Source organism: Chryseobacterium lathyri, from assembly GCF_003290185.1.
GTDB classification, from domain to species: Bacteria; Bacteroidota; Bacteroidia; order Flavobacteriales; family Weeksellaceae; genus Chryseobacterium; species Chryseobacterium lathyri.
The window spans coordinates 359,183-381,120 of record NZ_QNFY01000001.1 but is presented as its reverse complement, the minus strand read 5'-3'; the positions used below and the strand labels follow the sequence as shown (position 1 = coordinate 381,120).

Below are 21,938 nucleotides of genomic sequence, written 5' to 3'. Positions count from 1 at the left end.
TGAATACTATTTTTTGGAACGTTGAGCGCTCTTGTTCCGGAACTGCTGTTTATTTTCAGTTTCTGAATGCAAAATTAATTTTCAAACCTTACATTTGCACTGTATACAGCTAATTGTACGGTACTAACAAATTTGTAAGCTATGGGAAAAATAAAGGAAAATTCAACGAATAACATCAATAAAAAGTACATACAGGAGTGTGATTTGTCTTATGCTGTCTGCAAGATCGGAGGCAGGTGGAAACTTTTGATTTTAAACAGGTTAAAAGACGGAAAACTGCGTTTTAGTGAAGTGCGCGACCGGATCTGTGGAATTACCGAAAGAATGCTTACACTTCAACTCCGGGAACTGGAAAAAGAAGGGCTGGTAAAAAGAACAGTACATGCTGAAGTTCCGCCAAGAGTAGATTATGAGCTCACGGATATTGCCAGAGAACTGATCCCGATCTGGGAAGATTTGGAAAAATGGGGAACCAAACACAGGGACTTGGTTCAGGAAAATATGAGTAAGTCAGAGGCTGAAAATTAAGGCTGGGGTGCGTTTACTTTATTACTGAATACAAGATGAGCTAAAATGGCCAGCAGTCCAAAAGATGCTCCTACAAAGCATACTCCCTCCCACTGTGCATATTGCCAGGCTATAGAAGCCAGCCACGTTCCGAGGGATCCGCCGATGAAATAAGAAACCATATAAACAGTATTCAATCTGTTAACCGCATTGGATTTGATTAAAAAGTAATTGGTCTGGTTCATAATATGGCTGGACTGTACGCCCAGGTCTACCAGGATAACGCCAACGATCAGGCCCCAATAAGTTTCCCCGGCAAAATAGGTAAATGCCCAGCTTCCCACTACTATAAAAAGTGAGTACAATATGATTCTGTTGATATCCAGGTATTTCTGAAGTTTACCCACTTTTGCGGCTGCCAGTGCTCCTACAGCTCCGGCCAGCCCGAAGCTCCCTACTACGGAAGAGCCCGCATTGAAAGGCGGCTTTTCCATATGAAAGACCAACGTTGTAAATAAAGCACACATAGACCCGAAAGCCATCGCTCCCCGGAATGAAGCGAGACGTAAGATAGGCTGTGTTTTTGCCAGATGAACCACGGACTGCATTAGTTCCTTGTACGTTCCTTTGAAATTTGGCTGCATTTCCGGAAGCATTTTGTATACGGCGATCCACACTACGATCATTAATCCCGCTGCAATTCCGAACATAGCTCTCCAACCCCAGACTTCGCCTACGATACCGCCAATAAAGCGTGACAAAAGGATTCCAAGAAGCAACCCGGACATTACAAGTCCAATATTGGAAGATTTTTCTTTATCCGAAGATAATTCTGCTGCAATAGGTACAAACAGCTGTGGAATGACGGAAGTCGCTCCTATCAGCAGGCTTGCTGCGTACAGCATCCATAATTCGGTGGCAAAGGTCATCCAAAGCAACGATCCGAATACAAGAACCAGATCAAATAAGATTAATTTCTTACGGAAAAATTTATCTCCCAAAGGCACCAGAAGTAAAAGCCCCAGCGCATAGCCTACCTGGGTAAGCACAGAAATTCTTCCTGCCGCACTTTCAGAAACATGAAGATCGTCCGAAATCAGTGCCAACAATGGCTGGTTATAATAGTTATTGGCTACCACAAGACCTGAAATAACAGCCATAAGCCAGATTACAGTACGGGAGATGCCAGAGGATAAGTTTGCCTGCATGATATGATTAGAATTATAGAACTGCTTACGTTTAAGGGTTGAAACAGTCAAATAAAAAGTTCAGCTTAAGATCAGCAAAGATAATGAATTTATAAAAAAGAGGCCGTTTATTTGGAACGGCCTCTTTCAATCAACTATGGCATTTAATCTTAAAATAATTTGTCAGCAGTAAAAGCGGGAATTGTTTTTCGTCAGTTAATAGCTTTACAGAAAGTCAGCCATGTATTTTGTGTCTTATCTCTAACGTAAAGTATCTATAAATATTTTGTAGTTGCTTTCCTTTTTTTAAGATTATTAAAGTGATTTTTTTAAAGTCTCTATGTAAAGGATTTTTCGTTTTTTTTCAGCAAATTTGTAATAAGACACAATCTCAGATTAGTTCCATGGATTTTAAACAACAGCTTTTACAGCAATCTGCCGAGGCAAAAGAAATTTTCCTGCCACATATTTCAGCCGATCCCGTTATTTTCGGATTTGAGCATAATGAACTTAAAGTTCTGCTTCTAAAGACCAATTACAGGCAAAAATGGCTGCTGCCGGGCGGCTATGTTAAAAAAGATGAAGATCTGGATGAAGCTGTTAAAAGAATCCTCAAAGAAAGAACCGGTGTTGCAGATGTTTATCTTGAAGAATTCGGAGTGTTCGGAAGAAAAAACAGAAGTGAATCTTATTTTGAGGATTTTGATGAAACTCTTTTTCAAAAACAACGGTTTATTTCCGTAGGATATTATGCACTTTATAACCCGTCAATGCTTAACATCATTCCCGATCAATACAGTGAGACCTGCGAATGGATCTTCCTCAGCAAACTGCAGGAAATTGAACTTGCGATGGATCACCGTGAGATCATTGAAAAAGCTCTTCTCATATTGAGGCAGAAAATTGCAGCAATACCTATCGGGCGAAACCTTCTTCCGGAAAAATTTACGCTTCCTGAACTTCAGAAATTATATGAAGCTGTGTTGGGAAAAGAACTTAACCGTGGGAATTTCTATACGAAAATGAAGTCTTTGGGAATCCTGAAAAAGCTTGAAGAACAGAGACGCGGTGGCGCCCATAAAGCTCCTGACCTCTACTCTTTTGATGAAGAAAATTATATCAGAGCTCTGAACAACGGGTTGAACAGCTGGTAAGATGATTGTTTTTTCCGATGAGCTCTATTGAAAAAAAGGTTTTCAGGTTTTAGAAATATTTGGGAAATTTGCAGAATGAAAATTATTCCGCTCAAAGAAGGCAACTTCTCGGCCAGCAAAACAAAGGACTTTACACTATTGACAGATGAAAATTTTGATACAGTGAAAGGAATTAAAATGTCTGTGCAGCCGTTTCTTATTATTACAGCCAATGATTATATCCTTCTTGATGCCGGCATAGGTTGGAAAAACGCTGAAGGAAAAACTGTCATTTCCGAGCTATTGGAAAAAGAGGATATAAAACCGGAACAGATCACAAAACTTCTTCTTTCACACCTTCATAAAGACCATATTGATGGGAGTATCATACGGAACGGCAATGATTTTCAGCCGGCATTTCCCAATGCAGAAATTTATATTCAAAAAAGAGAACTGGCTTTTGCAATGGAAAATAAAGGGAATCCTTCTTTTGATTTTGATACATTGGAAAAACTGATCAGCCTTCCCAATATTGTATGGATGAGTGAAGATCAGGGAGAGATCGCTAGCGGGATTTCTTTTGAAGTGGTGGGTGGCCATACCCCTTTTATGCAGGTATTCTGGATCAGAGAGAACGGTGAAACTGTTTTTTACGGAGCGGATGATCTTCCCCAGGAGTCTTACCTTAAATACCATCTTGCTTATAAAAGTGATTCTGATGGTAGAAAAGCAATGGAATTAAGACTGAAATGGCAGAAAGAAGCTGCTGATGAGCAATGGAAAATACTGCTTTACCACGATCTGGCCAAAGCAGTAATCCAAATATAATTTAATGCAAAAAATTGTTTTTAAAGATCATTAAACCACTTGTAAATATCCATTTCGGAAGGAATATTAAGTTTTTTCCGGATCCGGTTTTTTCTGTTCTGAATGGCTTTTGGAGTCACAAAAGTATAAGTTGCAATTTCCTTAGTAGTGAAGTTAAGTTTTAGATAAATGCAAAAAATCAATTCAGAGTTTTTGAGATTGGGGTGTATTTTAGCTATTTTGTCAAAAAAATCAGGGTAAACTAACCTGAATTTATTCAACAGACGTGGTGAATTTTCTTTGGCTAAAGTGATAATTTCGTCCTGCATAAAAATCTTTTGATTCAAATCTTCTAAATTAGATTGCGGTTTTTCGTTTTTCATAATATTTTCTCATCTCTACTTATTTCCGGTGCTTTAGTATGTACAGCACCAGTACCTATTCTTCTTTTCCTGTTATTGTAACAGTTGTTTATGGTGTTATGGAAGTTTAAGATTACAGTCTATAATTTATAATTCTAAATACACTTTCCGGATCGGTATTTTTTCTTGCAAACCTCTATCTGACGCTCATTCTTTAACTATTTTAAAAGCAACAAAGAAAGAGAAAATGATTAAAATTCTACAGAATTAAAATACCACATACATACCACGCCCCGCTTATACTTAGTGTATTTATTATATTTCCAGCTCAAAATTTAGGTTAAACTATACTTTTATATTTCAACAAATGTAGCAGATGTAAATTTTGTTTTTTATGATCTTAATCAATGTTCTTAAGGATTATATTCTCTATTATCAGTGAATATTAAAAGATTTTAATATGAGGCCATCAAAATATTGTGGTATGTATGTGGTAGGACATATTGAAGAAACTCATTAAAATTGCCGTTCTTTACATTATTGAAATTTTCAGCTTTTCTGTTTATTGCATAATGAAAGACATGAATGGTTAAACATTTGTTTAAAATTTTAATTAGCTTATTATACCATGATTGTAGAAGATTTATTAATTTCATTTGGAGCAGAAACTAAAGCATATAAATCGAGTGATATCATTTTCCGCGAAGGAGAATTTCCTATGTTTTATTACCAGATTAAGCAAGGGCAGGTTAAGCTCAATAATTATACGGAGAACGGAAAAGAATTTATTCAGAATATATTTTACGACGGATACAGTTTTGGAGAGTCTCTTCTGTTTATAGACCGTCCTTATCCAATGAATGCAATCGCTATAAAGGATTCCCAAATTTTCAAACTTCCAAAATCGAATTTTTTGAATTTAATAAAGGAAAACCAGGAAGTTTCCCTGAATGTCTATCAATGTATGGCAGAAAGAATGTATTACAAATATATGATGCTTTATAATCTTTCTTTCCAGAATCCTATGCTGAAGCTGAAACAGCTAATGGATTATTTCAAAAGCTATGATGAGGACAAAACACCCTATTCTTTCCAAATTCCTCTGACGAGACAACAACTTGCTTCCCTTACCGGTCTGCGCGTAGAAACAGTAATAAGAGCCATAAAAAGTATGGAAAAAGATAAGATTTTGAAAATAGAGAATAGAAAAATTATGTACTGATTCTTACTTTAATAAAATAGAATTTTACAGGATTTAAAACTCATCAAGCTGCTTCTGAAACTCTTCCAGATATCTCGCGATATGAATTCCATCCGCCAGCCCGTGATGAGCCTCCACAGAAACCGGAAGAAACTTTTTACCGTCACGGATGCTGAATTTACCGAATGTAATTTTCGGAACAGATTCAGAATTGTTATAACTGGTAGGATGAAGCAGGGCGCTGAAAGAATTCCATGGAATGGTTGAATGCCTGATGAGATCCTTACCAAGTTCACCATTATTCATCCTGATCCCTGATGTACGCTGTACATCCTCTATTTCTTCCCGCATAATACCATTGAACGTATTAAAGTCGTTTGAAAAAGGGATAAATGCAAAACCAAAAGTCCCGTCTGCCCTTCCTATTGTAGTTCCTGCATGAATGGCATCATATAAAACCACCTGATTGTCTACAATCCGTAGTTTCAGCTCATCTACGGCATTTACGGCTACCATCGACCTGTGAAGATAGGTCGCGAAAAAAGAATGGCCGTTTTCCTTTGCATAGGCATAAGCTTTTGTACAGTCTACTTCTGTGGTAAATCCAAAGTACGGGCTGTCCATTTTTGAGAAAAATTCAAAATGCTCTTTCCTGTTCCATTTTTCGACGTCTATAATCTTCATTGATTTTTATTTGCTGCAAATTTCCGTAAGTTTTCCGGGTTTTAAAAGTTAATCAACAAAAAATATTGTAAAAATACAGCCTTGCTTTGGTCGGTTTTTTGATGCAAATAGAGCAGGTTTACATGATGAAATTCATTTTTCCAGTGTAAATAATTTTATATTTTGGCTTAAATGTCATTGTTTAATCGTCGTAAAAAAAATCAAGCATGGAGAAAGAGAAAATAGGATTCATAGGGCTAGGAAATATGGGCCATCCTATGGCAAAAAATATTGAAAAAGCAGGATTCCCGCTTTCAGTTTACAACAGATCATCTGAAAAAACTAAAGATTTTAAAGAAAAATCAACCGTTTATACTCAGATTTCAGATCTGGTGGAGAACAGCACCATCGTATTTACAATGCTTACCGATGACCATGCCGCCAAAGCAGTTTACGAAGATATCCTGAAATCGGATATTACCGGAAAACTTTTTATAGACATGAGCACGATCTCTCCACAGGCCACTGCAGAGCTCAGCGGAGCTGTTAAAATAAAAGAAGCAGCTTTCATCGATGCGCCGGTAGCCGGAAGTACTGTTCCTGCTGCAGAAGGAACACTGATCATTATGGCGGGTGGTGAAGAAAAAGACCTTTTACGGGCTATGCCTTATTTTGAAAAACTTGGAAAAGCAGTTAAGCATTTAGGGGAAAACGGAAAAGGAATTGCAGGGAAACTTTCCATCAATTATTTCCTGTCTGCTATTTACCAGGGATTGGCGGAAACCGTTCTGTTTGCAGATCAATTGGGAATTGACCGAACAGCCATGCTGGAAATCATCAATGAAAGTGCCAGCGGAAGTGGCGCTACCAAAGTAAAAACACCTATGCTGATCAAAAACCAATATGAGCCTGCTTTTGCTCTCGATCTCATGCTGAAAGATATTTTATTAGCTCAGAATGCCGGTGCTGATTTTCCTCTATCTGAGGTTCTGAGCAAAACCTACCAGTCTGCCCATGATGATGGTTTCGGTAAGGATGATGTGATCGGAATTATTAATTATTTGAAGAATCAGCCTGAAAAATGATACAATGATACACCTTTTTTATGCAGAAGCTTATTCTTTGCTTTGAACAATTTCATTCTGAGCCGTCGCTTTACTGAAAACAGTTGTTCCTATACTGGCCACAATGACGCAACTGATTGAAATCCATTGTAAAAAACTCAGTTCTTCTACCAGAAATACCCAACCCGAAAGAGCTGCAAATGCAGGTTCCAGGCTCATCAGAATACTGAAGGTCTTTGCGGGAAGTCTTTTCAATGCCATTATTTCCAGTGAAAATGGCAACGCACTAGACAAAATAGCCACTCCTAAACCTTTTACAAAAATAGAAGGCGTAAGATTGAATACAGCTCCGTCCCATATGGTAAAAGGGATGATAACCAGACTTGCAAATACCATTCCGGTGGTAACCGCATCTTTTCCATCCATAATTTTAGCCACTTTTCCACCCATGACGATGTATACCGCCCAAAACATTCCTGCAAGAAAAGCCAATCCAATTCCAACCAGATCAACATGATCGCTTTGCCACGGAACAATGAGTAATATCCCAATACAGGCCAGCAATGCCCATACTACGTCCAGCAATTTCCGGGATAAAGCAATGGCCAAAAATAAAGGCCCTGCAAATTCTACCGTAACCGCCAGCCCCAACGGGATCCTTTGAATAGCCATGTAGAAAACGAGATTCATCGCTGCCAGACCAATCCCATACATTGCACAGTACTTCCATTTTTGTGCGGTGAACTGCAAAAATTTCGGACGGTTAATCAAAATGAGCAACACAGCAGAAAGTCCGATCCTCAAACTAACAGTCCCAATAGGGCCTATCAGAGGAAAGAGCTGTTTAGCAATGGAAGCACCTCCCTGTACACAGATAATCGCTAAAAGTGTTGCTGAAATTGCCAGGTTTGAATTTTTCATTTCTAAATTTAATATTCGTAAACAACCTATAAAATGAATTTCAGAGTTAAACGAATTTTATTCTTTAAGTTATAATCCGGATTTATCATCTAAGATAGCCACCCCAAATATATTAAAACTTTGCTTTTCCGGACACTTGCAATTATAGGTTATAATTTTAAGCATATTAACAAATAAAAGGAGCAACGGTAAGCTGCTCCTTTTTTATAGATATGTGTTTTTATTAAACCTTGCTGGTCGTTAAACCAAACTTTTGTTTAAAAGAATAATAGAAATGGGACAGATTTTCAAATCCCAGTTCGAGATAAATATCAGATGGCTTTTTATTCCTATGCCGGATCTGGTAATATGCTTCTTCCAGTCTTTTTTCTTTAAGCCATTGTTTAGGCGTCATGTTGAAAGCTTTATTGAAATCACGCTTAAACCCCGAAAGGCTGCGGCCTGTAAGCCTTGCAAACGTTTCCACCGGCACATTGAATTTGAAATTCTTATTCATAAACTCCTTAAGATCGATCTTATGCGGTTCTGAAAAATCAAAAAGCAGGTTTTTAAAATCAGGATTAGCCTGCAGAATCAGCTCAATTGCCTCTTTAACCTTTAAAACCGCCAGTCTGGAAGTGGCTGTTTTTGTTTTGTCAATATACGGAAGCAGTGAAGTAAAATATCCGCTGAAAAATTCATCAGACTCAAAAAAAAGCCTTTCATTATCTGGAAATCTTTCGGATGGGATCATTTTATATTCTGCTGCATACTGCCGGAGCGTTTCCTGGTCGAGAGTTATGGACAGAAACTGATACTTTTTATTCTTTGAAGGATGTTTTACCGTTCGGATCAGTTGATTTTTTCTGACAAGCACTACTGTATTCTCCTTTATAACAGTTTTGCCTTTGTCATGAAAAGCATGGGTTTCACCGGACAGCTGATAGCCCAGAAAATGATCGGGAATAAATTCCTCGTGCCCCCTGTACATTTCAAAAGCACAGGAATATACCAGTTTATCGAATATGATTTCCGAAGTTTTCTCCATACTACAAATATCTGAAATTTAAGCCATAACAGCAGCACCTGCCTCTGCAATCTCTTTATCCTGTTCAGGAGTTCCCCCGGAAGACGCTATTGCACCTATGATTTTTCCCTCAGCATCTTTGATCACTACTCCGCCAGCAATGGTAAGAAGCCCGTCATTGGAATTCAGCATGCCGTATCCATGAATGTCTGCTCCCGCAATGATTGTTCCCATTACATCACTGTCGACACCGAACATTACTGCAGTTTTCGCTTTCTTAACTGCAAAATCGATAACACCGTAAACACTGTCCAGTCTTGCCATGGTTACAAGATGTCCTCCTGCATCCACAACGGCAATACTTACAGAAATATTGATGGATTTTGCTTTTTCTGTGGCTGCCTGAAGCGCTTTTGCAGCCTGGTTATACGTTATACTCATTGTTTAACTTTTTGCAGTCCATGCATCGGCCTGTAATTGTTTTACAAAATCTTCCGTTTCTTTAGGGTGTACATTCCTGAAATTAGAATGGTCATCCAGCGCTACATTCACAATCACCTCTGCCATAGACTGCGGATCCAGCTGATGGGCAAGCGAATCGGCCGCCCCGTCAAAAGCAGATTCTGGAGTAAAATTCACTTCAGGATTATACCATCGGAAAATAGAGTCTACTCCCCTGTCATTAAACCCTGTTCCAAAAACGCCCGGGTTACAGGTTGCGATCTTGATATTGAACGGAGCCAGTTCGGTTTTTAATCCCTCAGCAATAGCTTCCATAGCATGCTTTGAAGCACAATAAGCTGCTACATATGGAACCGTCCATAGTCCTCCCATTGAAGTTGTGAATACAATCTTGCCTGGCTTCTTTTGTTCAATGAATTTTTTAACAAAGCCTTGTGCCAGTTGCAATCCGCCAAAAACATTCACATCGAACATAGAACGGATAAGCTCCAGTGGCTGCTCGGCAATAGGGCCTCCTTCCATAATACCGGCATTGCTGATCAGAATATCAATATCATATTTTTTAAGGATATAATTGATGTCCTGTGAATTCGTTACATCCAGTTTATCAACCGTAAGTTCGATTCCCTGTTCGGCTGCTTCCCTGATTAAATCACTCATCTGTGGATACACTTGTGCTGTTGCAATAACCTTGTGGCCTTTTTTAGCCAGATCAAATGCGGCTATTTTTCCGAAACCGCTTGCTGCGCCTGTAATTAAAATTGTTTTGCTCATTTTGTTTTCTTTATTGTTACAGGACAAAGTTCATAGATTTCAGTAAGATATTTATTGCTGAAAAGTTCAATGTTTTATTGCTGGAAAGCTCTATATAAAAAACAGATTTATACTGATCATTTCAAACTGAACAGTATTTAAATCACTTAAAAATGCAAGAGCAACAAGAGAGTTTAAACTTGTGGGGAGATGATCATTAACTTTTGTCAATGACCGTAAGGAATACAGAGCACTTTTGCCTTAATGTTTGTGTAATTTATGAATGGTATTTGAAGGCGGGTGTGTTATTCAGGTTTCTGCTTTTTTAATTCCCGTTTCTGTTTATAAAAATTTTTATCAGCAATGTAGATTGTTTTCTTTATCTCACAGTAAAGGGTTTCTTTATTTTTATCTGTAAGTTGTGTTGTTTTTACAATGACAATTTCATTTTCGGTTTTTATCCGTTCTTTTATTTCATCCAATTCCTCTTTTGTGTAAATAAACTCCGCATAAAGGTCATTATTGGCAGGGCGCTTGAAATAGATTTCTGCAGATTTATCCCAAATAACGTATTGGTGGTTGGTAAGATATATCAGCTGTACCATTGGGATGGGATCTACTGAAGAAAACATGCTGCCTCCAAAAATGGTTCCCATATAATTTTTGTTCTTATAACTGATAGGAAGTTTTATGCAGATCTTTGATAAATCTTCGGATACAGACTGTATTCTGGCAGTGCTTCTGCGGTACATAGGAGATACATTGAAGGCCCATTTAAAGAGCTTCGGCAGTCCGATAATCTTTGCTCCGTATTTGCTTACATTTTGGTAAAAACTCATTTTTAAAGTTTTAGATTATTAATAATTTCATCCATTAAAAGTTGAATATCTTCTTTCGCATATAATCTTCCTACCTGTGCCAGCCCAACTAACAGAGATAAAAGTTCCAAAGCCTTTAACCGGCAGTTCTTAATCATACGGAATTCTTTTTTTTCAATTCCTGATTCCAGAATTGCTGTTGTATGGGAAAGAATGGTCTCGTTGAAGTCTTTTAGTTTCTCTGTGATTTTTTCATCCAGTGAATTATAATCAGAGGCTAAAGTACCGGTCAGGCAGATTTGCTGCTTATCAATTAGAAAAAGGTAATAATTAAAAAGTTTTTGCAGTTTTTCCGTTGCTGAGAATGTGTTCTGGGAATTTTTAAGACTCAGGATCCGTTGCCGGTGCAACTCAATAATGGCCAGGCAAAGCTCTGCTTTGGATGGGAAATGGTAGTGTATAGAAGATGTTTTTATATTAATACTTTTTGCTATATCAGCATAGCTAAAGGCATTATAGCCTCTTTCAGTGAGCAGTTTATTTCCTATTTCAATAATCTTATCTTTCGTATTCATTATCTATCTATTAGTAGGTAGATAAAAATACAAAATAAAATTGATTTTAAAGTTTTAATTTCAAACTCTTTAATATTTTCATACAAAATGCAGGATTGGTTAGATTTTTGAAGGCTAAAACATAACCAAACTTCTATAAATACAGAACGTTTTATAGAAAATCAAAATATTTTCCATTGAAGCTAATAACATTTACAAAAAAAGGCATTTACTGCCCTCAGGGTAAATTTTATATTGATCCCTGGAGACCTGTAGACCTGGCGGTCATCACACACGGACATGCCGACCATGCCCGTTGGGGAATGAAGAAATACCTTTGCCATCATTATACAAAACCAATTCTTTACCAGAGAATCGGCCTTGATATCGAATGCCAGGGTGTTGAATACGGTGAAACCATAACCCTGAATGGAGTAAAAGTTTCGCTGCATCCTGCCGGACATATCATTGGCTCAGCCCAGATCAGATTGGAATACAAAGGATATGTTACCGTTATTTCCGGAGATTATAAAGTACAGGAAGACGGTTTGAGTACCCCGTTTGAGCTGGTGAAATGCAATGAATTTGTAACTGAAAGTACTTTTGGATTGCCCATTTACAACTGGCTGGAGGTCCCTGATCTCAATAAAAAACTTCAGACCTGGGTCCTCAAAAACCAGGAAAATGCAAAAACATCCGTATTTATAGGGTATTCTTTAGGAAAAGCACAGCGTATTATGAAAGCGGTGGAGGGTTTGGGAAAAATTTATGTTCACTATTCCATCGGAAAACTCAATGAAGCCTTTGAATCTGTCGGAATTAATCTTCCGGATTATACAGTCGCTGATTTCAGAGAGAATGCTAAAGAAGTTCAGCATGAAATTGTTATTGTTCCCCCAGCATTGCTTGACAGCAATATTATTAAAAAAATACCGGATGCAGCCACAGCAATCTGTTCCGGCTGGATGCAGGTCCGTGGTGCCAGAAGATGGCGAAGTGCCGATGCAGGATTTGCCATGAGTGATCATGCCGACTGGAAAGGGCTTTTGCAGGCCGTGAAAGCTACGGAAGCTGAAATTGTACACGTCACCCATGGACAGACCGAAGTTTTTTCGAAATATTTAAAGGAAATTAATATCAAGTCAGATGTTGTACAAACCCAGTTTGGAGAAGATGAAGAAGAATCTGAAAAAGAAATCATTGAAAACCCCGGGCCATGAAACATTTTGCAGATTTGATCAATGCCTTGGAAACTACCAATAAGACCAATGCGAAAATAAACGCCATCATCGATTATCTGGAACGGGCTCCGGATGAGGATAAAGTATGGTTTATTGCTCTCTTTACAGGAAAAAGGCCTAAGAGAAATGTCAATACCAATTATATGAAAGAATGGGCCCTGGAGATCACACAGCTGCCGTTCTGGCTGTTTCAGGAAAGCTATTCTTCAGTGGGAGACCTGGGAGAAACACTTTCTCTCATCCTTCCCCCACCAGCCGAAAAAATCGACCGTACCTTATCCCAATGGATGCTGGATATTGTTCATTTAAAAGATAAATCAGACGCTGAAAAAAAAGAATTTGTATTAAAATCATGGAACGGACTGGATTATACAGAACGCTTAATCTTTAATAAGTTACTGGGCGGAAGCTTTAGAATCGGTGTTTCGGATAAAACACTCATCAATGCGTTGACCAGATTTTCTTCCCAGGAATCCAGCACTCTTATGCACAGCCTGATGGGTAAATGGGTACCCGGTGAAGTTACATTTCAGGAACTGATTTCGGCAGAAAATGTTAATCCTGATAATTCAAAACCCTATCCTTTCTGCCTGGCTTATCCGCTGGAAAAAGAGCTTGAAGAATTGGGAGATCCTGAAGACTGGCAGACAGAATACAAATGGGACGGAATCCGTGGACAGATTATCAGGAGAAATGATGAAGTCTTTATATGGTCAAGGGGTGAAGAACTTGTCACAGACCAGTTTCCGGAAATAAAAGATACCGTACAGGCCATGAAAGGTAATTTTGTTTTAGATGGAGAAATACTTGCGGTAAAGGATTCTAATGTTTTAAATTTTAATGAATTACAAAAAAGATTAAACAGGAAAACTTTAACCAAAAAAATGCTGGCAGATATTCCTATTGAAGTTTTTGTTTATGACTTACTGGAGCTTGAGGGAACCGATCTCCGTGAAAAATCAATGGCAGCCAGACGGGCAATGCTCGAAGAATTACTGCTGAACGAAACCCCTCAAAATATTAAGCTTTCCCAGGTCATTGGCTTTGAAAAATGGGACGATCTCAATACAATAAGGGAAGCATCAAGAGACATCAACAGCGAAGGTTTAATGCTGAAACAAAGAAACTCCCCTTACCATGCCGGCAGGAAGAAAGGTGACTGGTGGAAGTGGAAAGTAAGTCCGCTGACGATTGATGCTGTTTTAATTTACGCCCAAAAAGGCAGCGGAAGACGGAGTGCCTATTACACAGACTATACATTTGCAGTAAAAAACGGCGATGCTCTTGTCACCATTGCAAAAGCCTATTCCGGACTTACCGATAAAGAAATCATGGAAGTCAGTAAGTTTGTTAATAAGAACGCCATAGAAAAGTTCGGGCCTGTCCGTACAGTAAAAGCTGAGCTGGTCTTTGAAATCGCCTTTGAAGGTATAGGATTCAGCAGCAGGCATAAAAGCGGTGTTGCCTTAAGGTTTCCAAGAATTGTAAGGTGGCGGAAAGATAAAACCGTGGAGGAAATAGATGAACTGGAAGAAATAAAAAAACTGATCCAATAATTGAAAGCATTTGAAAATACAGACGGGTTCAGGGTCATTCAGCAATGGATGGCTGATAAAGGTATTTCCCCTTTTAAATTCCAGGTAGATACATGGCAGAAATTCGGGAACGGATACAGTGGAATGGTCGTTGCACCAACCGGATTTGGAAAAACATTTTCTGTTTTCCTGGCTTTGATTTCAGATTTCATGCATCATCCTGAAAACTATAAGAAAGGACTGAAAATGATCTGGATCACTCCCCTACGCTCCCTGTCCAAAGATATTGCCAAAGCGATGCAGGAAGCCATGGATGAAATTGGCCTCGACTGGACAGTTGGCGTACGAAACGGGGACACAGACCCTAAAGTCAGACAGCAGCAGGTCCGTAATATGCCTGAAATTCTGGTCGTTACTCCCGAAAGTCTGCACTTGCTTTTAGGACAGAAAAATCATAACCGTTTCTTTCAGAATCTGAAATGCGTCGCAGTTGATGAATGGCATGAATTGCTGGGCTCGAAACGTGGGGTTATGGTTGAACTGGCTATTTCACAATTGAGAAAATACGTCCCGAAAATGAAAATTTGGGGCATCACCGCAACCATTGGAAACTTGGATGAAGCAATGGATGTCTTAATTCCTTACGATATTAAAAAAACAAAAATAACGGCCAGAGAACATAAAAAAATAGATATTCTTCCGGTTATTCCTGATGAGCTTGACATTCTTCCATGGGCAGGACATTTGGGTGCTAAATTAGCCGATAAAATTGTTCCCATTATTCTGGATTCAAAATCTACCATTGTTTTTACCAATACACGGAGCCAGAGTGAAATGTGGTATCAGCTTTTGCTGGATGCTTATCCTGATTTTGCAGGCCAGATTGCCATTCATCACAGTTCTATCGATGCTCATCTCCGGATCTGGATCGAAGAAAATTTAAGTGCCGGAAAACTTAAAGCCGTAGTATCGACTTCCTCGTTGGATCTCGGAATCGATTTTAAGCCTGTAGACACCGTTATTCAGATCGGTTCGGCAAAAGGAGTTGCCAGATTTCTTCAGCGCGCAGGACGAAGCGGGCACTCCCCTTTTGAAACCTCTAAAATCTACTGCGTCCCCACTCATTCTCTTGAGCTGATCGAGGTGGCAGCACTCAAGGAAGCAGTAAAACAGAAAGTGATAGAGCCCCGGGAACCCCAGGTTTTATGCTTTGATGTGCTTGTACAGTTTCTGATGACCTTAGCTGTGGGAGACGGATTTTACCCTGAAGAAACATTCGAAAGGATTAAAAAAGTATTCGCTTTTCAGGAAATGACCGATGAAGAATGGAAAAGTATTCTTGATTTCCTTACCATTGGCGGAAGTGTTTTAAAAAGCTATGAAGAGTTCCATAAGATCGTCATCATGGAAGACGGTCTTTATAAAGTAACCTCCAGGAAAATTGCCATGCTTCACCGTATGAACATGGGTGTTATCGTGAGTGATGCCATGCTGAAGGTAAAATTTATCTCCGGAGGCTATATCGGAATGGTGGAAGAATATTTTATCTCAAAATTAAAAAAAGAAGAAAAATTCATTCTGGCCGGACGAACGCTTGAAGTAGCCATGATCAAGGATATGACCGTATATGTGCGGGCCGCAAAAGGAAAAGCAATGGCTCCAAGCTATCTGGGCGGAAGGCTTCCGTTAAGTTCAAATTTAGGGCATTTTTTAAGAGAAAAACTTTCCCATGCTTTAAACCCGAAAGCTTCAGAAAAAGAGCTTAAATTTTTACATCCGTTATTAGCCAGCCAGGAAAAAAACTCTCATATTCCTAAAGATGATGAATTTCTTGTAGAGCTGATCAAAAACCGTGAAGGCTATCATCTTTTCATGTATCCGTTTGAAGGACGTCTCGTACATGAAGTAATGGCTGCGCTGATTGCCTATCGTGTCTCAAAGCTGGCTCCTATTTCCTTTTCCATGGCCATGAACGATTATGGTTTTGAACTGTTCAGTGACAAGGAAATTCCCTTAAACGAAGACAATCTGGATAAAATACTGACCCGGGAAAATCTGATGAATGATGTGATAGCCAGTATCAATTCTGCAGAAATGGCAAAAAGAAAATTCCGGGATATTGCAGTAATTTCAGGAATGGTTATCCAGAACTATGCAGGAAAGCAGCGCTCCAACAAATCCCTTCAAAGTTCTGCAGGCCTGATTTTTAAAGTGCTTGAAGATTATGATCCCAATCATTTCCTTGTCAGACAGGCCTATACCGAAGTTTTCAATATGCAGCTTCAGGAACCGCGTCTGGTGGAAGCATTTAAAAGAATAGAAAAATCAAAAATCATTTTAAAATATTCCCATACCTTTACACCCCTGAGCTTCCCTATTAAAGTAGACAGTCTCAGACAGACCCTTTCAAGTGAAAGCCTGGATTCGAGGATCAAAAGGATGGTGGAACAGGCAAGGAAAAGAGGTTGAGAATTTCAGTTCCCGCTTTCAGACTGGAAGTAATGTTCCGCCCGACCTGCCTAGATCCCATTCCCCTTCCCTAAAGGGGTGGATTTTTGCAAAGCAAAAAGACGGGGTAGTTAAAACAGATAAAATAAAAAAGCTATACTACAAAAATTGAATATTGCCACTAAAAATATCACCCTCAACAGCGAAGTTTTCACCTTAACCAACCAGCGTGCAGCCTTTTGGAAAAAAGAGAAAGCCTTAATTTTATCCGATCTTCATATTGGGAAAACCGCTCATTTCCGGAAAAACGGAATTGCTCTGGCCAATCATATCATGAAAAGTGATTTGGAAAGGCTCTCTGTTCTTATTGAATATTTTCAGCCGGAAAAATTTATCGTAGTTGGGGATCTGCTTCATGCAGGGGATAATTCTGATGTAGATGAGTTCTGCAGCTGGAGAAACCAGTATCCGGATCTTCAGTTCTGTCTTATTAAAGGGAATCATGATCGCTTGTCATTGGAATTGGAAAAAAAATTGTGTTTGAATTTTAAATCCGAATCTCTTACCATTGATGGCTTTACTTTCGTGCATGATTTTGATAAAACCCTTTCTGAATTCCAGATCACAGGGCATATTCATCCCGGTGTTGTCCTGAATTCAGCGGTAAAAAATATCAGGTTGCCGTGTTTTGTGCAGACAAAAGATCAGCTGTTGCTTCCTGCGTTCAGTGAATTTACAGGTCTGGATACCAAAAATATTCCTAAAGGCGGAAAATTCTATGTTTTTACAGATTCTGAGATTCATGAAATATAATTTCAGTCTATCAATACAAAAAAAATCTGCTTTATTGCTAAGCAGATTTTAATCAAAATTTCTTGCGGATTGCTGGGTTCCTATTAATTTTCTTTTTTAAATTTTTCGTTGAAGTCTTCAAATAGATTTTCCTGTCCTACAATGATGTCGATAATATCAAAATAAGGTTCGCCATAAATTTTACTGTCTCTTAAAAGTTCCATTAATAACTTATAGTCTTCCAAATTGGTGGTGGTAATCATCATAAAATCGGAAGTTTTTGAATGGAAGTATTCTGAGTCATACAGCTTAACTTTTGTAGTTTTTCCAACTTTTTTAAATATTGGAGTTATGTTACTTTCAAAGAATATACTTCTTTCATCTCTTGATAACGAAAGCCATTTTGATGTTGCATTCATCAATACTAAAATAGTGTAAGGTTTTGTATTGTTCATGGAATTCTTTGTTTGTGCATTGGAAGTACCAACGATAAGGATGGTTAGTAATGTAAAGAATAATGTTTTCATTTTAAAGGATTATTTAATATTGAATTACAAATTTCAATATTACCCGGATGAAATCCATTTACATAGGTAAAGAAATTATCTACCTGTAAGTTTTCTCCTGATTCTGCTCAATTGTGTGGGAGTAATTCCCAAATATGAAGCTATATGATACTGTGGAATCTGTTGTTCCAATTGAGGAAACTGCTTTTGAAAAAGTAAATAACGTTTATCAGCATCCAGTAATACGATCTCAATTTCTCTTTGTTCTTTCTGTACAAAAAAGATTTCAGCTAATTTTCTTGCCGTTCGCTCTATGTCAGGATGCTTCTTGTAAAGAGCTGTAAAGTCTGAAAAACTGGCAGTTAAAATTTTACAGTTTGATAAAGCCTGTTGATTAATTTGATTAACTGTTCCGGTAATCAAGGAAGCATATCCACCAATAAAGCAAGGGGAAACAAAGAAATGTTTATTGTAATCAATTCCCTCACCGGTTCTATAGAAGGCTCTGATAATTCCTTCCTGCAAAAAACCAATTTGGTTGGCTATATGCCCTTCTTCTATAAAATAATCTCCTTTTAAAAGTACTTTTTCCGAAAATATAGAATACAGTGCATCCCAGCCAATCTCTGAAATTGGATTTATACTATCAATATATTTCTTTAAATCTTTCAAAATGATAATAATACCTCAAATGTACAGTTTTGAATGAAAATCGCAGACAAAAAATAACACACTTTTAAAAACTAATCAAAAAAAGACTGCCCAATGCCGGACAGTCTCTGAAAATATATAAAACAGCTGAATTATTTCTGATTTCTGCTTAAACGGATACTGTAGACCGTAATAATTACTGTCGCCAACAGGAATAAAGCTCCGATCCATGGTGTACTTGCCAGGCCTAATGAAGATGTTACAACAATTCCTCCGGTATACGACCCTATTGCTATTCCTATATTGAACGCGGCAATATTGATCCCTGATGCTACATCTTCAGTTCCCGGAAGTTCTTTTTCTGCAATCTGTACTACTAAAAGCTGAAGTCCCGGCACACTGGCAAAAGACAAGCCTCCCAGAAGAAATAAGGTAATAATGCTTAAAACCTGATCGCCAGCTGTGAAATAAAAGGCAAATAATACCAGTCCCTGAGCTGCAAACATCCACAGAAGTGCTTGTAAAGGATTTTTATTCGCTGTTTTTCCGCCTAAAAGATTTCCCAGAGCAATGGCAATTCCATAAATAAGCAGGATAAAAGTAACCGTAGACTCCTGGAATCCTGTGATCTGCTGTAGAATGGGTGATAAATACGTGAAAACAACAAATGTTCCTCCATACCCCATTGCTGTCATTAAAAATGCAAAGATCATACGTTTGTTTCCGAATACTTTGGGAAGGCTTTTTAAAGAAGCCGTCTGATCACTTTTAAGGTTTTTGGGAACCAAAAGCATGCTTGCCAGCAACCCTATGATTCCAAGGAGAGAAACACCAATAAAAGTAGCCCTCCAGCCGAAATGCTGCCCTATAAAAGTCCCTAGGGGAACTCCCGTTACAATAGCCAGGGTAAGTCCCGCAAACATAATTGAAATAGCCGTTGCCCTTTTTTCTTCCGGAACCAGCGATGCTGCAATAGTGGAACCAATGGAAAAGTAAACGCCATGTGCAAACCCGGTTAAGATTCTGGCCATGACCAGAGTAATAAATCCCGGGGCGATAGATGCCAGTCCGTTTCCTATAACAAAAAGGATCATGATTGAGATTAAAAGTGATTTGCGCGGTATTTTCCCTGTCAGTGCCGTCAGTATCGGAGCTCCTATAGCTACCCCGATAGCATACAGGCTTACCAGAAGCCCGGCTGATGGAATGCTGATTCCCAGATCTCCGGCCACTGTAGGAAGAAGCCCTACAATTACAAATTCTGTAGTTCCTATTCCAAATGCACTTATGGTTAATGCCCATAATGCTGCCGGAAGTCCTTTGCTCTTCACAGCAGAATTGATATTCATCTGTATTTCTTTCTGATTATTCATTGCGTTGTAATTTTGTTGAATTGACTATGCAAATTTCCGATGAATAATTGTATTATAAAAATTATTTAAATTCTAGTTTATTATCATAATAATAATAGATTTGGTTTTTAAAATTTCCGTTCCTTTGCAGTAAAGACAGCTTATCCCAATGAAAAAATCAGAAGCCACCCGATTGAATATTCTTCAGAAAGCCTTTGAACTGATCTATGTAAAAGGGTATCAGACCACAAGCGTTGATGAGATCATTGCAACGACCCAGGTAACAAAAGGGGCGTTCTATTACCATTTTAAAACAAAAGATGAAATGGGACTGGCTATTATTAACGAACTTCTGATCAGTAATTTCAAAAGCACTTTCATTGAACCCCTGAAAAACAGTGACCATCCTTTGGAAAGCATTTACAAACTGATGTACGGAATTTTAATGGAAAACGATTTCTTAAAGGTTGAATACGGCTGCCCGGCATCTAATTTCACACAGGAAATGGCCCCATGGAATATAGAATTTACAAAAGCATTGAACACACTTTCTGCTCATTGGGAAAATGCAATCATAGAATGTATTGAAACAGGTAAGAAAAATGGGTCCGTAAAAGCAGATACCGATGCAAAAGAAATTGCTGTTTTTGTAATGTCCGGCTATTGGGGAATAAGAAATTTAGGAAAACTGGAAAATTCAAAATCAGTGTATCTTATTTATTTAAAAGGACTTAAGACTTATTTCAAATCCTTTCAATAATTTTTTATCAAAAAACATACTAATTAGTATGTTTTTGTATACCTTTGGCATGTTATAAAAAATTCAAAATGTACCAGACTCTTAAATTTCTACATTCCCTCTTCCGTTGGGTGGTTTTATTAAGTCTTATTTATGCCATATGGATTTCCTTTAAGGGCTATTTTTATCATAAAACATTTACAAAAAAAGAAGATCTGGTCAGGCACTGGACAGCTACAATTGCTCATGTTCAATTGATTTTCGGGATCATCCTCTATACGAAAAGTCCAATTGTAAAATACTTTTGGAAAAATTTCAGTGAGGCCAAAGCATCCTTAGACCTGCTTTTCTTCGGGATGATTCACATCCTGCTTATGATTACGGCTATTGTTCTGATTACCGTCGGTTCCGCTTTAGCCAAACGGAAACCTACGGACAGAGAAAAATTTAAAACCATGCTCATCTGGTTCACAATTGCACTGGTAGTTATATTTATTGCCATTCCGTGGCCGTTATCCCCTATTGCCAACAGACCTTATTTCAGATAATTATGATACATTTATTAAAAACAAAAACCGGACGCCTGCGAGTTCTGGCCATTCTGGAAGGAATATCCCTGCTGATCCTCGTATTCATTGCTGTACCTGTGAAATACTGGCTCGGAAACCCTTCTTTTGTGAAACTAATGGGACCAGTTCACGGAAGCCTGTTCCTGCTTTTTCTGTTTAATACGTTAAGCGTTGGTGTAGAACAGCAGTGGAAATTCCGGGAGACTACCTGGAAAGTAATTCTGGCGTGCTTTATTCCTTTCGGAACCTTTTATATTGACTATAAAATCCTAAGCAAATTATGAAAAATGGGCTGATTTTTTGCGGAATTATTCTTACGGTCTATATCGTTTACAGGGTGTACAGATACCAGACGTTAGATAAAGGCCTTGATATATTAATCCAAAAAGGAGCCATTATTCTGGACGTGAGGACAGAGAAAGAATTTAATACGGGTCATATTGAAGGTTCTGTTAATATTTCTTTGGGAACTATCAGGGAAAGGTATACTGAACTTAACCGGGATAAAACTTATATCACAGTCTGTTCCCATGGCTTACGGAGTATAAAGGCTGAAAAGATCTTAAAGGAAAGAGGTTTTAGGCATGTGCATAACGGTGGTGCCTGGAGTGATCTTCAAGGATTGATAAAGTAAGGAGTTGGGAGCTGGAAGATGGAAGTTATTGAG

At 38.3% G+C, this 21,938-nt stretch carries 25 protein-coding genes; 13 read left to right on the top strand and 12 right to left on the bottom strand.

Annotated features, from left to right (window positions below; genetic code table 11):
* The first annotated feature begins 141 nt into the window (after positions 1 to 141).
* Positions 142 to 528, top strand: a complete 387-nt coding sequence (locus DRF61_RS01755) for a winged helix-turn-helix transcriptional regulator (protein WP_111953420.1) — start codon at positions 142 to 144, stop codon at positions 526 to 528.
* Here DRF61_RS01755 and DRF61_RS01750 read toward each other — a convergent pair.
* Positions 525 to 1,715 (bottom strand): MFS transporter, encoded by a 1,191-nt coding sequence (locus tag DRF61_RS01750; RefSeq protein WP_111953615.1) that lies wholly within the window; start codon positions 1,713 to 1,715, stop codon positions 525 to 527. The two genes, DRF61_RS01755 and DRF61_RS01750, sit on opposite strands and share 4 nt — an antisense overlap.
* A 383-nt stretch (positions 1,716 to 2,098) precedes the next feature.
* On the opposite strand from DRF61_RS01750, the gene DRF61_RS01745 reads away from it, so the two are divergent.
* Together DRF61_RS01745 and DRF61_RS01740 are read left to right on the top strand one after the other, a co-directional pair.
* Positions 2,099 to 2,848 (top strand): NUDIX hydrolase, encoded by a 750-nt coding sequence (locus tag DRF61_RS01745; protein WP_111953418.1) that lies wholly within the window; start codon positions 2,099 to 2,101, stop codon positions 2,846 to 2,848.
* Positions 2,849 to 2,923: 75 nt separating this feature from the next.
* Complete coding sequence (locus tag DRF61_RS01740) at positions 2,924 to 3,655, top strand: MBL fold metallo-hydrolase (protein ID WP_111953416.1); 732 nt, start codon at positions 2,924 to 2,926, stop codon at positions 3,653 to 3,655.
* A 20-nt stretch (positions 3,656 to 3,675) separates the two neighbouring features.
* Here the strand turns inward: DRF61_RS01740 and DRF61_RS01735 are convergent, their stop codons facing one another.
* Complete coding sequence (locus tag DRF61_RS01735; protein ID WP_111953414.1) at positions 3,676 to 4,017, bottom strand: helix-turn-helix transcriptional regulator; 342 nt, start codon at positions 4,015 to 4,017, stop codon at positions 3,676 to 3,678.
* 607 nt (positions 4,018 to 4,624) lie between these two features.
* Here DRF61_RS01735 and DRF61_RS01725 point away from each other — a divergent pair.
* Entirely contained in the window at positions 4,625 to 5,218 is a 594-nt protein-coding gene (locus tag DRF61_RS01725; protein ID WP_111953410.1) for a Crp/Fnr family transcriptional regulator, read from the top strand.
* 33 nt (positions 5,219 to 5,251) lie between these two features.
* Here the strand turns inward: DRF61_RS01725 and DRF61_RS01720 are convergent, their stop codons facing one another.
* Entirely contained in the window at positions 5,252 to 5,881 is a 630-nt protein-coding gene (locus tag DRF61_RS01720) for a chloramphenicol acetyltransferase (protein WP_111953408.1), read from the bottom strand.
* 206 nt (positions 5,882 to 6,087) lie between these two features.
* On the opposite strand from DRF61_RS01720, the gene DRF61_RS01715 reads away from it, so the two are divergent.
* Positions 6,088 to 6,945 carry an NAD(P)-dependent oxidoreductase gene (locus tag DRF61_RS01715; protein WP_111953406.1) on the top strand — a complete coding sequence of 286 codons (858 nt, stop codon included), beginning with the start codon at positions 6,088 to 6,090 and terminating at the stop codon, positions 6,943 to 6,945.
* A 30-nt stretch (positions 6,946 to 6,975) separates the two neighbouring features.
* On the opposite strand, the gene DRF61_RS01710 is transcribed toward DRF61_RS01715, so the two are convergent.
* From DRF61_RS01710 to DRF61_RS01685, 6 genes are all read right to left on the bottom strand, one after another.
* The gene (locus tag DRF61_RS01710) at positions 6,976 to 7,845 is read right to left on the bottom strand and encodes an EamA family transporter (protein WP_111953404.1); all 870 of its coding nucleotides are present in this window, start codon (positions 7,843 to 7,845) and stop codon (positions 6,976 to 6,978) included.
* Positions 7,846 to 8,068: 223 nt separating this feature from the next.
* Positions 8,069 to 8,872, bottom strand: coding sequence for a helix-turn-helix domain-containing protein (locus DRF61_RS01705; RefSeq protein ID WP_111953402.1), 804 nt, complete (start codon positions 8,870 to 8,872; stop codon positions 8,069 to 8,071).
* Between the two features lie 18 nt (positions 8,873 to 8,890).
* Positions 8,891 to 9,292: a GlcG/HbpS family heme-binding protein gene (locus tag DRF61_RS01700; RefSeq protein WP_111953400.1), complete on the bottom strand. Its 402-nt coding sequence runs from the start codon at positions 9,290 to 9,292 to the stop codon at positions 8,891 to 8,893.
* A gap of 3 nt (positions 9,293 to 9,295) precedes the next feature.
* Entirely contained in the window at positions 9,296 to 10,087 is a 792-nt protein-coding gene (locus DRF61_RS01695; protein WP_111953398.1) for an SDR family oxidoreductase, read from the bottom strand.
* 284 nt (positions 10,088 to 10,371) lie between these two features.
* Positions 10,372 to 10,905 (bottom strand): DUF4442 domain-containing protein, encoded by a 534-nt coding sequence (locus tag DRF61_RS01690; protein ID WP_111953396.1) that lies wholly within the window; start codon positions 10,903 to 10,905, stop codon positions 10,372 to 10,374.
* A gap of 2 nt (positions 10,906 to 10,907) precedes the next feature.
* Positions 10,908 to 11,459 carry a TetR/AcrR family transcriptional regulator gene (locus DRF61_RS01685; RefSeq protein ID WP_111953394.1) on the bottom strand — a complete coding sequence of 184 codons (552 nt, stop codon included), beginning with the start codon at positions 11,457 to 11,459 and terminating at the stop codon, positions 10,908 to 10,910.
* Between the two features lie 176 nt (positions 11,460 to 11,635).
* On the opposite strand from DRF61_RS01685, the gene DRF61_RS01680 reads away from it, so the two are divergent.
* The 4 genes from DRF61_RS01680 to pdeM all read left to right on the top strand — a co-directional run bounded on the left by DRF61_RS01680 (position 11,636) and on the right by pdeM (position 17,475).
* Positions 11,636 to 12,658 (top strand): ligase-associated DNA damage response exonuclease, encoded by a 1,023-nt coding sequence (locus DRF61_RS01680; protein WP_111953392.1) that lies wholly within the window; start codon positions 11,636 to 11,638, stop codon positions 12,656 to 12,658.
* Positions 12,655 to 14,235, top strand: coding sequence for an ATP-dependent DNA ligase (locus DRF61_RS01675; protein WP_111953390.1), 1,581 nt, complete (start codon positions 12,655 to 12,657; stop codon positions 14,233 to 14,235). The genes DRF61_RS01680 and DRF61_RS01675 overlap by 4 nt, the downstream gene beginning before the upstream one ends.
* The gene (locus DRF61_RS01670) at positions 14,236 to 16,683 is read left to right on the top strand and encodes a ligase-associated DNA damage response DEXH box helicase (RefSeq protein WP_111953388.1); all 2,448 of its coding nucleotides are present in this window, start codon (positions 14,236 to 14,238) and stop codon (positions 16,681 to 16,683) included.
* 147 nt (positions 16,684 to 16,830) lie between these two features.
* The gene (pdeM, locus tag DRF61_RS01665; RefSeq protein ID WP_111953386.1) at positions 16,831 to 17,475 is read left to right on the top strand and encodes a ligase-associated DNA damage response endonuclease PdeM; all 645 of its coding nucleotides are present in this window, start codon (positions 16,831 to 16,833) and stop codon (positions 17,473 to 17,475) included.
* A gap of 83 nt (positions 17,476 to 17,558) precedes the next feature.
* Here the strand turns inward: pdeM and DRF61_RS01660 are convergent, their stop codons facing one another.
* The 3 genes from DRF61_RS01660 to DRF61_RS01650 form a co-directional block, all read right to left on the bottom strand.
* Complete coding sequence (locus tag DRF61_RS01660) at positions 17,559 to 17,981, bottom strand: darcynin family protein (RefSeq protein ID WP_111953384.1); 423 nt, start codon at positions 17,979 to 17,981, stop codon at positions 17,559 to 17,561.
* Positions 17,982 to 18,056: 75 nt separating this feature from the next.
* The gene (locus tag DRF61_RS01655; RefSeq protein WP_111953382.1) at positions 18,057 to 18,632 is read right to left on the bottom strand and encodes a Crp/Fnr family transcriptional regulator; all 576 of its coding nucleotides are present in this window, start codon (positions 18,630 to 18,632) and stop codon (positions 18,057 to 18,059) included.
* Positions 18,633 to 18,763: 131 nt separating this feature from the next.
* Complete coding sequence (locus DRF61_RS01650) at positions 18,764 to 19,984, bottom strand: MFS transporter (protein WP_111953380.1); 1,221 nt, start codon at positions 19,982 to 19,984, stop codon at positions 18,764 to 18,766.
* A gap of 148 nt (positions 19,985 to 20,132) precedes the next feature.
* On the opposite strand from DRF61_RS01650, the gene DRF61_RS01645 reads away from it, so the two are divergent.
* The 4 genes from DRF61_RS01645 (at position 20,133) to DRF61_RS01630 (ending at position 21,905) form a co-directional block, all read left to right on the top strand.
* The gene (locus tag DRF61_RS01645) at positions 20,133 to 20,723 is read left to right on the top strand and encodes a TetR/AcrR family transcriptional regulator (RefSeq protein ID WP_111953378.1); all 591 of its coding nucleotides are present in this window, start codon (positions 20,133 to 20,135) and stop codon (positions 20,721 to 20,723) included.
* Between the two features lie 68 nt (positions 20,724 to 20,791).
* Positions 20,792 to 21,250, top strand: a complete 459-nt coding sequence (locus DRF61_RS01640) for a hypothetical protein (protein ID WP_111953376.1) — start codon at positions 20,792 to 20,794, stop codon at positions 21,248 to 21,250.
* A 2-nt stretch (positions 21,251 to 21,252) separates the two neighbouring features.
* Positions 21,253 to 21,555 (top strand): DUF3817 domain-containing protein, encoded by a 303-nt coding sequence (locus DRF61_RS01635; RefSeq protein WP_111953374.1) that lies wholly within the window; start codon positions 21,253 to 21,255, stop codon positions 21,553 to 21,555.
* Positions 21,552 to 21,905 (top strand): rhodanese-like domain-containing protein, encoded by a 354-nt coding sequence (locus DRF61_RS01630; RefSeq protein ID WP_111953372.1) that lies wholly within the window; start codon positions 21,552 to 21,554, stop codon positions 21,903 to 21,905. Before DRF61_RS01635 ends, DRF61_RS01630 begins: the two co-directional genes overlap by 4 nt.
* The last annotated feature ends 33 nt before the right edge of the window (positions 21,906 to 21,938 follow it).